The sequence below is a fragment of the Paraburkholderia sp. GAS333 genome (genome assembly GCF_050435665.1).
GTDB classification, from domain to species: Bacteria; Pseudomonadota; Gammaproteobacteria; order Burkholderiales; family Burkholderiaceae; genus Paraburkholderia; species Paraburkholderia fungorum_A.
In genome coordinates, this window is record NZ_JBNDKS010000007.1 from 130,211 (window position 1) to 144,732 (window position 14,522).

The window sequence follows — 14,522 nt, forward strand, 5'->3', positions numbered from 1 at the left end:
TGTCCGCTAACTGATACAGGACCGTTCTCATGACCACTGTTGCATCAGAACTGGAAGGGCTCGACATTCGCCACGTTCGAAAGCGCTATATCCAGCACGGCAAGACGCTGGAAGTACTCGACGACGTCAGCCTGCATGTACGACCCGGCGAATTCGTCAGCGTGCTCGGTTCGAGCGGTTGCGGCAAGTCGACGTTGTTGCGTCTGATCGCCGGCCTCGATACCGATTACACCGGCGAGATTCTTGTCGGCGGTGAGCGGGTGCGCGATACGTCGCTCGAACGCGGGATCGTGTTTCAGGACCACCGTCTTTTCCCGTGGCTCACCGCGTCGCAAAACATTCAGGCTGCGTTGCGTAACGCGCCGCTTTCGGCGAAACAGAAGCGCGATGCGGTCGCCGAACACATCGCGCTGGTTGGTCTGAAGGGCTTTGAAAACGCGTACCCGAATCAATTGTCGGGCGGTATGGCGCAGCGTGTCGCGATTGCACGCGGCCTCGTCAACCGGCCGCGCGTGCTGTTGCTCGACGAGCCATTCGGCGCGCTTGACGCGTTGACTCGTGGGCGTCTGCAAAACGAATTGCAGCGTATCTGGCAACAGGAACACATCACGATGATCCTCGTCACGCACGACGTGGACGAAGCCGTGTATCTCGGTGATCGCGTGGTGACGATGGCCCCGCGCCCAGGCCGCATCAAGCGGATCGTCGATATCGGATTGCCACGGCCGCGTGAGCGTAGCGATCCACGGTTCATTCGCTTGCGTGACGAGATCGTCGCGGATTTTGGCGAGGCGGACGTTGCAAGCGATAAGCCGTTCGACGGCAACGACGGTCTGAAATCGCCGGCTACCGCTCCGAACCCGCCCATCACGGAATGGCGCCTCGCGTGGTAACGCGTGGAACGACGGTAAAAGAGAGCTAAAAACAACGGTAGTCGATGGAGAAAATGATGAGCAAGAGCAAACGGCAGATCAGACTCGGCGCGTTCCTGATGGAAACCGGCCATCACATCGCCGCGTGGCGCCATCCGGACGCGCATGCGGGCGGCGGACTCGATTTTCAGCATTACGCCGAACTCGCGCAGATAGCGGAGCGCGCAAAATTCGACGCGATTTTTTTCGCCGATAGCGTCAGCGTCCGCGATAGCAACCTGGCTTCGCTGTCGCGAACCGCGCGCGCCGATCACTTCGAGCCGATTACATTGCTGTCCGCGTTGTCGGTTGTCACGCGCAATATCGGGCTGATCGCAACGGTGTCGACGACCTTCAACGAGCCGTATAACCTGGCCCGCAAATTTGCGTCTCTCGATCATCTGAGCGGCGGCCGATCGGGATGGAATCTTGTCACGTCGAGCACCGAGTCCGAAGCACTCAACTTCAATTTCGAACAACACCCCGATCACGCGCTGCGTTATGAACGCGCGCGGGAATTCTATGACGTGGTCGCAGGCCTCTGGGACAGCTGGGAAGACGACGCCTTCATTCGCGACAAGGACAGCGGCGTGTACTTCGATCAGGACAAGCTCCATACGCTCAACCATCGCGGCACGCACTTCAAGGTGCGCGGTCCGCTAAACGTCGCGCGTTCGCCGCAAGGCTGGCCGGTCGTCGTGCAGGCGGGTGCGTCAGATGCCGGCAAGGAGTTGGCCGCGCAAACTGCGGAAGTTATCTTCGTCGCGCATCAGACTCTCGAAGAAGCGCAGGTGTTTTATCGCGACATCAAAGGCAGACTCGCTCGATATGGACGACAGCCGCATCATCTGAAAATCATGCCCGGCATTTTCCCGGTGATCGGCAGGACCCAGGAAGAAGCACAGGAGAAGTTCGACGCGTTGCAAAACCTGATTCATCCGACGGTCGGCTTGTCGCTGTTGTCCAATATGTCGGGCGGCGTCGATCTGTCGGAATATCCGCTAGACGGGCCGTTTCCCGAACTCCCGGAGACGAATGGCGGTAAAAGCAGGCAACGTCTGTTGCTCGATCTGGCGCGTCGCGAGAATCTGACCATACGTGACCTGTATTTGCGGATAGCGGGCGCGCGTGGGCATCTTCAGGTGGTCGGCACGCCGCAAAGCATCGCGGACCAGTTGCAGCAATGGTTCGAAGAAGACGGCGCTGACGGCTTCAATATCATGTCGCCGTGGCTGCCCGGTGGACTCACTGAATTTACCGAACTGGTCGTACCGGAGTTGCAAAAGCGTGGCCTGTTCCGCACCGAATACGAAGGCAGTACGCTGCGCGACAATCTCGGGTTGCCGCGGCCGGTGAACCGTCATGTTCTGGCGAAAGATGAGGCGGCGCTGGTTCGATAACGTCTCTGAAGGCCGTTGCGGACGCGCAATTGCTCGCGTCCGCCATTACCGCATCGCCCTCGTTTGTTATGTCGGCTGCCGAAAGAAGCCTCCTTCAGAAGAACAGCAGTGAGCGCAACTCGATACTGCGGCGCGCGGGCGCACCGAGTGGCGATGTCGGATCGTCGAACGCTGTGTGCGCACTGAGTCGTGCAATCGGATCACCCGCCGAATCGTAGATTTTCAGCAGCAGGTATTCGTCGGGCGTCATGTGCGGGAAGTAATACCAACGATGCCGCGGATTGAACACCAGCGCGTAGGTCTCGCCGACCTTGTCTGGATAAACAAGGTCTGATGCCACCAGATCGTTCAATGCGATACTGCGCGAATCACACAGCGCCAGCGGTGACGATTGCACGGTGTCGCCAATCGGCCGCCACAGGTTGACAATCGCTACGCGGCCTTGCAACAACTGCTCTGCTTCACCTGTAGGCAGGTGATCGCGTACCCTTCGAGGCCCCGACACGAAGGTCTGATCGTTATGAATGTACTTGACCGGCTCCCGCACGCCATCGGTGCGCTCCGGTTTTCCGTCACGTAGCGTGTGATCGAACACCACCACCCGTCTTGCACCGGTAGCGCGCTTAAGCAGCAATTCCGCTTCCGGGTAATAGATCGATTTGATCTGTGCCGGGTCCGAAAAATCGCGTAACGCGCTCTGTTGCCGATGCAGTTCGAAACCGTTTCTATCGATCGATAACGCGCCGGGCGGTGGCGCGACACGCGCGTTTGAAATCGGCACCCGATGTGCGCGATACACGCCACTGCGTTTCGGCACGCCCGGCGGCGGATCGTATTGATACGAAACGGGCTTTTCCCCGGTAAATTCGAGGTAATTCAATTCCGCGTCGATTGTTGTGGCCGACGCGGGCGTATCGATGACGATCTCGCTCATGTTCACGTCCTCATCACGTTAAAACGACTCATTGAACGGCCGCAAATCGATTTCCTGCGACCACGCGCTTCGACCTTGCCGATGCAGATGCCAGTACGCGTCGGCGATATCGGCGGGATTCAACAGGCCGTCGGGTCCGCGCTCGGCCACCCGTTGCGGCGACGCCGTGCGCAGACGCTCGCCGTCGATACCGCCGTCGACCACCACATGCGCGACATGAATATTTCGCGGCCCGAATTCGCGGGCAAGACTTTGAGTCAGAGATCTCAAGCCGGCTTTGGCCGACGCGAATGCCGCGAACGGCGGACGTCCTCGCAGCGACGCGGTTGCGCCAGTGAACAGTAACGAGCCGCTTCCGCTCTCAAGCAGTAGTTGCAGTGCAGCGCGGGCGAACAGGAATCCACCGAGTGTAGTCACACGCCACGCCGCCTCGAATTGCTCCGCGGACAATTCCAGCGTCGGCGCGCGGATCGCACCCGCTGCGTTGAAGATCGAGGCTTCGAGCGTGCCGGTATCAGCCAGTTGACGCGCTATAGCGGCCAGATCGTCTTCGCTGGTGACATCGCCCGGCAACGCGATTGCATGGCCACCGTGGGCGCGAATTTCGGCGACTAGCGCGTCGAGTCGCTCGCGCGAACGTCCCGTCACGGCGACTGTCAGGCCTTCACTCGAGAAGCGTCGCGCGAGTGCGGCCCCGAGTCCGGCGCTCGCGCCGACACCGGCGATCCACGCCAGGCGCGCGGAGCCGTCTTCTTTCTTTTGCTCAATAGTGGCAACCATCGACATCTCCATCGCATTTAGCCGCAACACGCGACGCGCGGCGGCAATTGACATAGGCACCCGATAATTCAGCCTAGGCGATTACCACGCGGGATGGAAATAACGATTCGTGGAAAGTTATGCGCTGAAAAAAGGCCCGCTGCAAAGCGTCGCTGCGTTCATTCCGGCGGAATGTCGAGCGGAACCACGAACATGCCTGCGGTGTATTCGACGTGGAAATAGCCGGTTCGCGCATAGGCCGCGATGCGCTCAAGCCGCTCGGTTGAGTTGGCATGGTGGACCGACGGCGCCACGGCTTCGTCCAAACGTTCATCGTGGATTTCACGCGTCTGACGCCTGACCCAGTGCCGCAGCACGTTACGTGGATGCCGAAATCCGTCCCAGATAGCTGTCGCTGAATTTGCCATCGTGCATGCTCCGTTAATTCAAGCCCATGCACCTCAAGTTATGTCATGCGACCGGATAACCGCAAATAAGCTTTTATGGAATGGTTTTCGCAGAATCGACGTGCGTCGATTGTGCGGGACGTTATCGAATTGATTAACGCTCTCGCTCCACAACTCCGGCGGCATTAGCGCCGGATCAGCATCGCAAGCGAACGATGTGCGTCGAGTTGCCGCTCGTATCCCGCTAGCGCGCCATCGACGCGACGCGTCACAGGCAGCGTGGCAACCGTGGTGACGTTGGAGAGCCCTGTCGACCCGCCTAGCGGTTTGGCACCTGCAAGGCAATATCCAATATCGCGGCGCGCATTGAAGCACGCGCGCACCTTGCCGCTTTCGACCAGGGTGGCGAGTGCAGATTCGAGAACCTGCTCCGATACGCCAAACTTACGCGAAAAAGTCCCGACGGTGTAGACGCGGTTATGTCTCATCTTCAGCATCAAACTGTTGATCAATGGATCCATGATCGATAAAGGTTAGGCACTGCGATTGATAGAGGAACAATGACTGAGCGTCGCCTTCAGAGCCTGCGCACGTCGTGAAAGCCAGCATGGCAGCATTCGCGGCGGACTGGAAACATCGAGTTGACATATCGTTATGAAGCGGGTTATGAACTGCGAGCCGGCCTGGAGGCAATTCGCATATATGGGAACCTGCATAGCATTTCGCACTTATGTATTTGTCAGCAGGTGCCCCTGTTCTCTAGCATCTACATCGTTTGCAACATGTCGTTTGCAAAAATACGAACACACCTTCAAAAATGAAAAGACAAACATTTATTCGAGCGATGCTCGCCGTGGTGGCGTTGAGTAGCAGCCTGGCAATCAATCAGGCAGCGCAGGCGGCCGATCAAACCTTGCGCGTCGGCATCATGTCCGGCGAAGACGAGGACGTGTGGCGTGTCGTAGCCGCGAACGCTGCAAAACACGGCCTGACGATCAAGATCACGACCTTCAACGACTATACGCAGCCGAATGAAGCGTTATCCCAGCACGACCTCGACGCCAACTCGTTCCAGCACAAGCCGTATCTGGATGCGCAAATCAAGGCTCGCGGCTATCAAATCGTGCCGGTGGGCTACACCTACGTCCAACCTATCGGCCTCTATTCACGCAAGGTGAAATCGGTTGCCGATCTGCCGAATGGGGCAACCATCGGCGTGCCGAACGACCCGAGCAACGAAGGCCGATCACTGTTGCTGCTGCAAAGTCTGGGGCTGATCAAGCTGCGCGCCGATGTGGCGCTTCTGCCCACGATTCGCGATATCGCGGATAACCCGAAGAACATTCATATCAAGGAACTGGACGCAGGTATCGTAGGCCGCGCGATCGGCGATCTCGATGCGGCGGTGATCAACACGGACTGGGCGATCAAGGCCGGAATCAAGATTCCGCAAGAGCGCATTGCGCAGGAAAAGGTGGCGGGCAACCCGTATCGCAACTTCCTCGCCGTGAACGAAAAAGACGCCAAAGCTCCTTGGGTGCAAGCGCTGGTTGAAAGTTACCAGCAGCCGAACGTCGAGAAGGAAATTCTCTCCGTTTATCACGGAGCGACGTTGCCGGCCTGGAACGAATCGTCGAAATAAGATTCGACACTGCCCGGGTTATTGCAACCCGGGCAGTGCTGCGCCGTGCCCCGGCCGCGCGTGTGTCTGCCTGCGTCACAGCAGGCGATTCAGCTACTGGAGTAGCTGCGACTTACTTCTGCGCGGCAAGCTTGTCTTGCGTATTGGTTGCGAAATCGCCCGCGTCGTGGCGTTCGTGCAATTGACTTGAAGGCTCACCGAACACACGATTCACCATCCGTCCGCGCTGCACGGCCGGACGTTCTCCGATTGCGTCGGCCCAGCGCCGCACGTGCCTGTAGTCCTGCACCGACAGGAACTCGGCCGCCTCGTAAAGCCATCCTTTTACCAGACCGCCATACCACGGCCAGATTGCGATATCGGCGATCGTGTATTCACTGCCCGCGATGTATTCGTGCGTGGCGAGCTGCTTGTCGAGCACGTCGAGCTGTCGCTTGGTTTCCATCGTGAACCGGTCGATCGCATATTCGATTTTGCTGGGCGCGTACGCGTAGAAATGCCCAAAACCACCGCCCAGGTAAGGCGCGCTTCCCATTTGCCAGAACAGCCATGACAGGCACTCGGCACGCGCAGCGGATTCGCCCGGCAGAAACGCGCCAAATTTCTCGGCGAGATAAAGCAGAATTGCGCCTGATTCGAACACCCGAACCGGCTCCGAACCGCTGCGATCCAGCAGCGCGGGAATCTTGGAGTTCGGATTCACGCCGACGAAGCCGCTGCCGAACTGATCGCCCTCGCCGATCCTGATGAGCCACGCGTCGTACTCCGCGCCACTGTGGCCGAGGGCCAGCAGCTCTTCCAGCATCACCGTGACCTTTACGCCGTTCGGCGTTGCCAGCGAATAGAGCTGCAGAGGATGGCGTCCGACCGGCAGGTCTTTCTGATGCGTCGCCCCCGACACCGGGCGGTTGATGTTCGCGAAGCGGCCGCCGCTATCTTTGTTCCAGCTCCAGACTGTCGGCGGGACATAGTCGGAAGAATTGCTCATGCAGGAAGCTCCTTGTATGGTTGGGATATTTGCTCCTGCATGAGATTAACAAATCGACGGAATATCTGCCGGACGCGGCGCGAATCCGTATCGGGCGATGTCAGCGGGATGGTTGCGGATCAGACTACTGACCGCGAGACGAGTACATTTCCGCACTCCATGCGGTTCATCCGTCGACCGCTTCCTTGACGCGATTCTTCACGCAGTACTCGATCAGTCCATCGATCGCTGCGCCAGCATTGTCCTGAATGGCAGGACCGTGCATCGGAAATATCGTTTCGATATCGTATTTCCTTATCTTGATCAAAACGGAATGCAGGTACTCGATGGACGGCAGGTATCCCGACTCCTCAATCGACGAAATCATCTTCTCCACCGGGTTCGCCCACTTGTCGTCAACGGTACCGAAACTCATGAAGATGTCCGATGAAAAAAGCGCCTTGAAACGTGGCACATAAATCACCAGCGCGTCCCACTGATGAACATGCTTGGCGAAGATCGGAATGATCACTTCGTCGTTGATCTTGATTGGTGTCTCGTCTTTGAAAAGCTTTGTTTTGACGGAGAAGATGTCGCCGAGCGCATGCGCGCAAATCGGGTGGGCATAAGCAACCAGCGACTTGTTGAGCGCGAGAAACTCCGGAAGCGCACCCATTTCATCGTCTTCGAAGTGCGGCACGATCAGGCTGCCCACCGACGCCACATCGATTCCTGCCGAAAGCAGATTCGACTTCAGCAGCGGAAAGTCACCGCGCGAACCCGTCTCGATACAGAGCGTGCCCGAAGCTGACTTGATGAAGAACTGGGAGAAGCTCAGATTGATCTTTTCGATATACGTGCTGTGCCGGACAATATGATCGGCAAATATATCGACTTTCGATAAGCTCATTTTGTCGTCTCCATGGTCGCTTCATATTGCCGAAGGGCAATCGTTCCGCGGCTCCCGAATTTTTTCATATACGCGCTCACGTACTGCTCGTTGCCATACAGAAATGCGATGTCTGTCGGCACCATATTGCGAATCGCAATCAGCGGAACCGGAGTTTGCAACGGACGAAATGCCTTGTTCCGCAAGCCGGGCTCGTCGCAATCGGGGAAGAACTGCCCGATCATCAGATGATGCTCGACAAACATGGGCTTGAGTTGCTTCTGAACATACTCGATTGCGCTGGACACGTCGCCAAGCCGGTCCGGGACAATAATTCGGCAACGATAGATATCGTCCCTGCCTCCGCCCTGCAGAAACTCTTCCCTATGCACTTCAATGTCATCGGAAAGACATTGTATGCTCGAAGAGTGATTCCAGTAGAACTCTATAGAGCGCTTTAATACCGCCGTTCTGGCGAACGGACATACGTCGCCCAGGCGCCCTAGTTCGGTGTTGGGAGCGCATAGGAAACTCTCGATCCATCTGAGGATTCGGGAGAAGCACTCGTCAGTCAACGCTTCTTCGAAAGAAATACTTTCCGACGCTGACAGGCGTGTTGCCATGGTCAACCTCACTATTCGCGGGTTTCGGGAAAGTCAGAAGCAGATCGGCAAACACGGGCGAAACATCGATCTGACACGCGCTTCACAACGCGCGTGTCTTTCGATATTCCCGCCACGATTCGTCGCTTACGACTTGCGAACGAAGTTTGCCTCTCGCGACGAGGGCATGGTCCTGATCAGTTGCCCCCACTCGTAATCGAAGCTGTCTTGCGAGAAACGCGTCACACCCGCACCTGGGGTGAAGGTCAATTCTCCAAAGAAGATTTCGTTGTCGTACGCGTATAGGTCTACGCGAACATATCCAAGGCCCTCCGACAAACGCGTGGCAATGTCGACGACTTCGCCCCAGTTGGGAGGGCGCCCGGCGGGATCGTCACTGCACGGATAGCCCGCCGCTGCGATATGCAGCGGATTCCATTGGGTATCGTAGAAATCGTGATGTGGCGTGCCGAAGCGGTCTGAAACCACCCCGGTATAGATCACCGGTTCGCCCTGTTCGCGATCGAAAATGTTTATTTTGTAATCGGGAGGCACCTTGCCGCTTCGGTCGGTCAGTAACTTCTCGAAGTAGATTCGCGGCTTGATTGGCCGGTAGTGCCGTTCGCGAGAGGCAACGGAGAAATCGGTGCTGAGCCATTGATCCGCGAGTTGCTGAAGCTCTCCAAACGAAACATCGGCTTTGTTCCATACCACTTTGACGAATCCACATCCGTGATTCGCTTTCATGACAAACGACTCAGGAAGCGTATCAAACACCTCCTGCGTAAAAACGTCGGGCACGGCTATCAAGGGAATCAGGTACTTTTCCCCGATCTTCTCCTTCACATATTCCCGAACCGCGAGCTTGTCCGCCAGCATGCTCCATAACGGATCGGGATGCAGACAACGATCCAGAATGATTTCGTTGAAGGTTGCCGGATTCCGCAGGTTCGGAAACCGCCCGACTCTTCTGCGATGTGAAAGGAATAAGAAAACCGAATCGGGAAGAAAATATTTCACGCCGTGGAGCACGCCCGAGTAGAGAGTGCCAATACTGTTCCGAAATATTTTTCTGCCTGATTCTGGTGAATGTGTGACGGTTTTCCGGGAATCAGAGTGCGTTTTCAGCGCAGACCAGAAGCTTCCCTGACCGGACGATGTCCGCCGTCCAACATCATTTGGCGTACTCATTGGAAAAGACCTCTCGACTCGCGAATTATCGGATGGGTTCCGCAAGCGGCCACTTGCGGCGTAGCGCGGCAAGACGCGTTTCTCCACGCCCCGAACGGATCAGGACGACTTTTTCCGGACGCACGCTCACGACGTCTTTATGCTGCAGTGAAGCATAGGCCACCAAATCGGTGCGACTACCGATATGGCCGAAAACCTTGAACTTCTGTCGTACCCGTATACGGAATTTGCGTGCCGGAACATCGAAACCGAAACTCCAGCGAAGGAGAACCAATCGGCCGGCAATCTGCGACCCGGCATGACCTTTGCAGCGGCGAGCTCGCCTCGACGACGCTATCCGGCGGGGTCATCTGATATCGTCTACGTTCGCTTCGGAAACAAAGCGCGTCCCCGTCTTGCGCCGACTGACATCATTCGTGCTGTCAGCGCGCCACCTGGTCTCATGATGGCAACAACCGACTTCTCCTATTTCAAACGGCCCTGGTGGGGCGTATTCGCGCTGACATTGTCGGCATTCGTTTTCAACACCACTGAGTTCGTCCCCGTCGGCCTGCTCACCGCAATCGGCAACAGCCTCGACATGGAACCGACCAACGTCGGGCTGATGCTGACCATTTATGCGTGGACTGTCGCTCTCGCGTCCATGCCGCTGATGCTGCTCGTGCGCAACGTCGAAAGGCGCAAACTGCTGATGCAGGTCCTGGCGATTTTCATCGTCAGCCACGTCATCACGGGCGTCGCGCCCAACTTCACGATATTGATGATAGGAAGGATCGGCATCGCGTTCGCACACGCGATCTTCTGGTCCGTTTCTGTCGCGATGGTCGTGCGACTGGTGCCGCCCAAGGACAAAAGTCGCGCGCTGGGTTTCCTGTCAGTCGGCACATCGATTGCGATGGTGGCAGGCATTCCCATTGGCCGCGTGATCGGCGAAGCGCTGGGATGGCGCACGACTTTTCAGATCATCGCGTGTGCAGCGGTAGTGGTGATGGCCGCGCTGTGGGTCACGCTTCCGTTGCTGCCAAGCGAGCGCGCCGGGTCGCTGCGAAGCCTGCCGAAGCTGCTGAAGACGCCCATGCTGATGGTTCTTTACGCCGTGACGGTGCTCACCGTCACCGCTCATTTTTCCGTCTACACGTATCTCGAACCGTTCGCGCACCTCGTGAACCACGCGAGCAACGCGCGCATCACCTATTTGCTGGTTCTGTTTGGCGTAGCCGGCATGCCAGCGGCAATCTGCTTCGGGCGCTTTTACCCGAAGCAGCCTCACCGGTTTCTGTTGACCACGGTGGCATTGCTGCCAGCCTGTCTGCTGCTGCTTTTCCCTTTCGCGTTGACCATCGGCACGTTGTCGCTTCACATTTTGCTGTGGGGCGGAGTGATCATCTCCTTCGGCCTTGCGATGCAGGCCCAGGTACTGGAACTGGCACCCGACGCAACGGATCTGGCCGTGTCGCTTTTTTCAGGGCTCTATAACGTCGGCATCGGTGCGGGCGCGCTGCTCGGCAATCACATCGCGCACGACTTCGGGCTGCCGTGGATAGGCTCGTTTGGCGGCGTTGTAGGGGCTATTAGCGCGGGGTTTTGCTGGATGTCGCTCGCTATTTCGCGGCGTGCGCGCGCAAGTTCGGCCTGATATCGCATTTCAAAACACGGGGCGGCCGACGAGTCATTCGTCCCGATCCGGCGCCCGCATTCAAATCCAGACGTAGCGCCAACCACTCGGCCCGCAGCGGACGCCGCCGCACCTCGCTTCGTTAGAACCTCACCCTTGCATACCATGCCTTTCAGGCATGCCACCCAGCCTCTAAAGTCTTTTTATTTCTTATCGGCCGAGCCTACATTACCTGTCAGGCGGCGACGAAACGATCCTCGAAACGGAAATACGGCTCCACAATCATTGACGACCCATGCGTTTTATCTATATCGCGAGGATGCCGGAAATGGACAAGCCGCTCGTTCGATGGTCGACGCGACCCGCATTCAGATGCTCACTAACCGGTAAAGGAAAGATCATGGCTAACTTGTTCACCCCTACGAAGGTCGGCGCTTACACACTGTCGCATCGCGTTGTTCTCGCCCCGATGACCCGCCTGCGCACCATTCAGCCCGGCGACATTCCAAGCCCGATGATGGCCGACTTCTACGGCCAACGCGCGTCGGAAGGCGGCCTCGAAGTGATCGAAGGCGTCAGCATCTCCGAGACGGCGCGCTCGTATCTGGGCGCGGCCAGCTTCTACCACGACGGCCAGGTGGCCGGCTGGAAAGCGATCGCCAACGCCGTTCACGCGAAAGGCGGCCGCGTCTTCATGCAACTGATTCACGGTGGACGTCAAAGCCACGTCGAAATGACAGGCGGTGTCGATCCGGTTGCGCCGTCGGTCGTTCCGTTCGAAGGCGTCGCGCTGACGAAGGACGGTTTCGTGCCCGCCTCGCCCCATCGCGCACTCGACATCGAAGAAATCCCCGGCATCATCGAGGAATTCCGGGTGGCCGCTCAACGCGCGCTAGATGCCGGTTTCGACGGCGTCGAACTGCATGGCGCAAACGGCTATCTCGTCGATCAGTTCATTCAGGACGGCACCAACCTGCGCACCGATGCCTACGGCGGTCCGATTGAAAACCGGGTTCGCTTTCTGCGCGAAGCGGTCGAAGCGCTCATTTCCGTGTGGGGCGCGGATCGTGTCGGCGTACGTATTTCGCCGTCCGGCGAATGGGGCGGCATCTCCGACAGCGACCCGGAAGCCACCTTTAGCTATGTCGCGAAGGTGCTCGACGAATACAGGATCGCCTACCTGCACGTGATCGAACCGCGCATCAAGGGCGACGACACGTTGCACGAAGGTCATCCGCCGGTTGCGAGCCACTACCTGCGTCCGCACTTTTCCGGGCCGATCATCGCGGCGGGCGGCTTCGACGGCGCCAGCGCTGAAGCAATCGTGAAGTCCGGCGACGCCGACCTGGTTGCCTTCGGACGTCACTTCTCGTCGAACCCGGATCTGCCGTACCGCCTCAAGCACGGCTTGCCGCTGACGCCCTATGTTCGCGCCGCGTTCTGGGGTGGCGACGAAAAGCACTATTCCGACTTCCCTGCTTATCACGGAGCAGCGGAAACCGAGGCGGTCGCCTGAACCGCGGGTACGTGGCCGATCATCCGGAAGATCGACGGCCACGTACCTGCCGTTAATCGCATGATCGACAGACGCTTATCCACGTAACGCGCCTCCACCTTCCACCGCATCGATCGGGCGAGTGCTGCCGCTCACAGGTCAGCAGAGAGCCGAATCCGCGCTCTGCATCGGCAACACCTGCCTGATCCACTGACGTGTTTTCACGTCAGTCATGTCATTTCCCCTCGCGCCGCCCTGCTTTCGTGGTAAAAACTTCGCCCTCGCGACCCGGGTTCACGCCCGCACAAAAAAAGAAGTCGCGGGTGATCTATCTGATTGAATAACATGACAAAGACAAAAACCTTCGCTGCGCTGGTGACCTCGGTCGCGGCAACTCTCTCTACTCCGGTATTCGCACAAAGCAGCGTGACCTTATACGGGCTCATCGACGTCGGCCTCAGCTATACCAGCAATGCACAAACCGGTCGCAGCAACGGCGCATTGAAAGGCGCGTCGCAGTACTCCTTCCAGGATGCGGCGACTTCCGGCGTGACCGGTTCGCGCTTCGGCATTCGCGGAACGGAAGACCTCGGCGGCGGCAATTCCGCGATCTTCACGCTCGAAAACGGCTTTGGCGGCGGCACCGGCGCGATTGCCCTGGGTGGCGCGCTATTCGCACGGCAGGCCTTCGTGGGCCTGAAGTCGAATACGCTCGGCACGGTCACACTGGGTCGTCAATACGACGCCGTCGACATGTTCGTGCAGCCGTTCGCCGCCGTGGCGACATGGGGCGGGTACATGGTTTCGCATGCCGGCGACGTCGACAATCTCGCGAATACTCGCCGCAGCAACAACTCGATCCGCTACCTGAGCCCTTCGTACAACGGCTTGAGCTTCGGCGGCGTGTATAGCGTTGGCGGCGTTGCCGGCAGCGCGACGCAAAAGCAGATCTACTCGCTCGGCGTGTCGTACGCAAACGGCCCCGTTGCCGTCGCTGCGGCGTATTTGAACGCACGCGACCCGAACCTCTCCTTCTACGGCAGCCAGGCCAACTCGGGAACAACCGCCGCCACCAACAACCTCGGCAGCATCGGTTCGGACACTACCGCGCAATCGATTCCGAGCTTCGCGGGCTATGCATCGGCGAAGGCGCTGCAGATCATCGCGGCGGGCGCGTCGTACAAGGCAGGCGCGGCGACGTTCAACCTCGTGTACACGAACACGCAGTTCCAGAACCTCGGTAACCTCAACGCCGGTCCGAATCCGTTCAACTACTCGGGTACCGCGACGTTCAACAGCGCGGAAGCGAGCATGTCGTATCGCTTCTCGCCGGCGTGGTCGGGGGGCGTGTCGTACAGCTACACGCATAACTCGGGTGCGAGCAATGCGGGCAGCGCCGTTTATCACCTGGCCGCTGCGGGCGCGGATTACTCGCTGTCGCAACGAACCGACATTTATGGCGTCGTCGTCTACGAACACGCGGCAGGAACGGACTCTCTGGATCAACCCGCCGTTGCTGCGCTGACCGGACAGACGCCGTCGGCGAACAATCATCAGCTTGGCGTGCACGTGTCGTTGCGGCATCGTTTCTGATCGCTGCCAACGCTAATCGCGATTGATCTGACGCGCGGGGCATGTTCCCGCGCGTTGCTAGTCGGTCGGCTGGTTAACCGTTAGTTGCGCACGCGCCGAAAATTACAAAACAGTCAC

14 protein-coding genes are annotated in these 14,522 nt (G+C 58.4%); 6 read left to right on the plus strand and 8 right to left on the minus strand.

Annotation, left to right across the window (positions count from 1 at the left end; translation table 11 throughout):
* The first annotated feature begins 29 nt into the window (after positions 1–29).
* Positions 30–893 carry an ABC transporter ATP-binding protein gene (locus ABH945_RS30185; protein ID WP_074772591.1) on the plus strand — a complete coding sequence of 288 codons (864 nt, stop codon included), beginning with the start codon at positions 30–32 and terminating at the stop codon, positions 891–893.
* A gap of 56 nt (positions 894–949) precedes the next feature.
* Positions 950–2,311, plus strand: a complete 1,362-nt coding sequence (locus ABH945_RS30190; RefSeq protein WP_429253076.1) for an LLM class flavin-dependent oxidoreductase — start codon at positions 950–952, stop codon at positions 2,309–2,311.
* 94 nt (positions 2,312–2,405) lie between these two features.
* Here the strand turns inward: ABH945_RS30190 and ABH945_RS30195 are convergent, their stop codons facing one another.
* The 4 genes from ABH945_RS30195 to ABH945_RS30210 all read right to left on the minus strand — a co-directional run bounded on the left by ABH945_RS30195 (position 2,406) and on the right by ABH945_RS30210 (position 4,899).
* The gene (locus ABH945_RS30195; protein ID WP_429253077.1) at positions 2,406–3,245 is read right to left on the minus strand and encodes a CmcJ/NvfI family oxidoreductase; all 840 of its coding nucleotides are present in this window, start codon (positions 3,243–3,245) and stop codon (positions 2,406–2,408) included.
* 18 nt (positions 3,246–3,263) lie between these two features.
* Entirely contained in the window at positions 3,264–4,025 is a 762-nt protein-coding gene (locus tag ABH945_RS30200; RefSeq protein ID WP_429253078.1) for an SDR family NAD(P)-dependent oxidoreductase, read from the minus strand.
* Between the two features lie 158 nt (positions 4,026–4,183).
* Positions 4,184–4,432 (minus strand): hypothetical protein, encoded by a 249-nt coding sequence (locus tag ABH945_RS30205; RefSeq protein WP_429253079.1) that lies wholly within the window; start codon positions 4,430–4,432, stop codon positions 4,184–4,186.
* Positions 4,433–4,596: 164 nt separating this feature from the next.
* On the minus strand, positions 4,597–4,899 hold the full coding sequence (locus tag ABH945_RS30210; RefSeq protein WP_429253080.1) for a hypothetical protein: 303 nt from the start codon (positions 4,897–4,899) through the stop codon (positions 4,597–4,599).
* Positions 4,900–5,255: 356 nt separating this feature from the next.
* Here ABH945_RS30210 and ABH945_RS30215 point away from each other — a divergent pair, with 356 nt between their 5' ends.
* On the plus strand, positions 5,256–6,053 hold the full coding sequence (locus ABH945_RS30215; protein ID WP_253189905.1) for a MetQ/NlpA family lipoprotein: 798 nt from the start codon (positions 5,256–5,258) through the stop codon (positions 6,051–6,053).
* A 112-nt stretch (positions 6,054–6,165) separates the two neighbouring features.
* Here ABH945_RS30215 and yghU read toward each other — a convergent pair whose 3' ends face one another.
* The 4 genes from yghU to ABH945_RS30235 all read right to left on the minus strand — a co-directional run bounded on the left by yghU (position 6,166) and on the right by ABH945_RS30235 (position 9,702).
* Positions 6,166–7,041: a glutathione-dependent disulfide-bond oxidoreductase gene (yghU, locus tag ABH945_RS30220; protein ID WP_429253081.1), complete on the minus strand. Its 876-nt coding sequence runs from the start codon at positions 7,039–7,041 to the stop codon at positions 6,166–6,168.
* Positions 7,042–7,207: 166 nt separating this feature from the next.
* The gene (locus tag ABH945_RS30225; RefSeq protein ID WP_074772568.1) at positions 7,208–7,930 is read right to left on the minus strand and encodes an MBL fold metallo-hydrolase; all 723 of its coding nucleotides are present in this window, start codon (positions 7,928–7,930) and stop codon (positions 7,208–7,210) included.
* Entirely contained in the window at positions 7,927–8,532 is a 606-nt protein-coding gene (locus tag ABH945_RS30230; protein ID WP_429253082.1) for a DUF6875 domain-containing protein, read from the minus strand. Before ABH945_RS30230 ends, ABH945_RS30225 begins: the two co-directional genes overlap by 4 nt.
* A 126-nt stretch (positions 8,533–8,658) precedes the next feature.
* Positions 8,659–9,702, minus strand: coding sequence for an ATP-grasp fold amidoligase family protein (locus ABH945_RS30235; protein ID WP_429253083.1), 1,044 nt, complete (start codon positions 9,700–9,702; stop codon positions 8,659–8,661).
* A gap of 445 nt (positions 9,703–10,147) precedes the next feature.
* Between ABH945_RS30235 and ABH945_RS30240 the strand changes: the two genes are divergently transcribed.
* The 3 genes from ABH945_RS30240 (at position 10,148) to ABH945_RS30250 (ending at position 14,405) form a co-directional block, all read left to right on the plus strand.
* The gene (locus ABH945_RS30240) at positions 10,148–11,338 is read left to right on the plus strand and encodes a sugar transporter (protein ID WP_429253175.1); all 1,191 of its coding nucleotides are present in this window, start codon (positions 10,148–10,150) and stop codon (positions 11,336–11,338) included.
* Between the two features lie 379 nt (positions 11,339–11,717).
* The gene (locus ABH945_RS30245) at positions 11,718–12,833 is read left to right on the plus strand and encodes an alkene reductase (protein WP_429253084.1); all 1,116 of its coding nucleotides are present in this window, start codon (positions 11,718–11,720) and stop codon (positions 12,831–12,833) included.
* A gap of 324 nt (positions 12,834–13,157) precedes the next feature.
* Positions 13,158–14,405, plus strand: coding sequence for a porin (locus ABH945_RS30250; RefSeq protein ID WP_429253085.1), 1,248 nt, complete (start codon positions 13,158–13,160; stop codon positions 14,403–14,405).
* Positions 14,406–14,522: the final 117 nt, after the last annotated feature.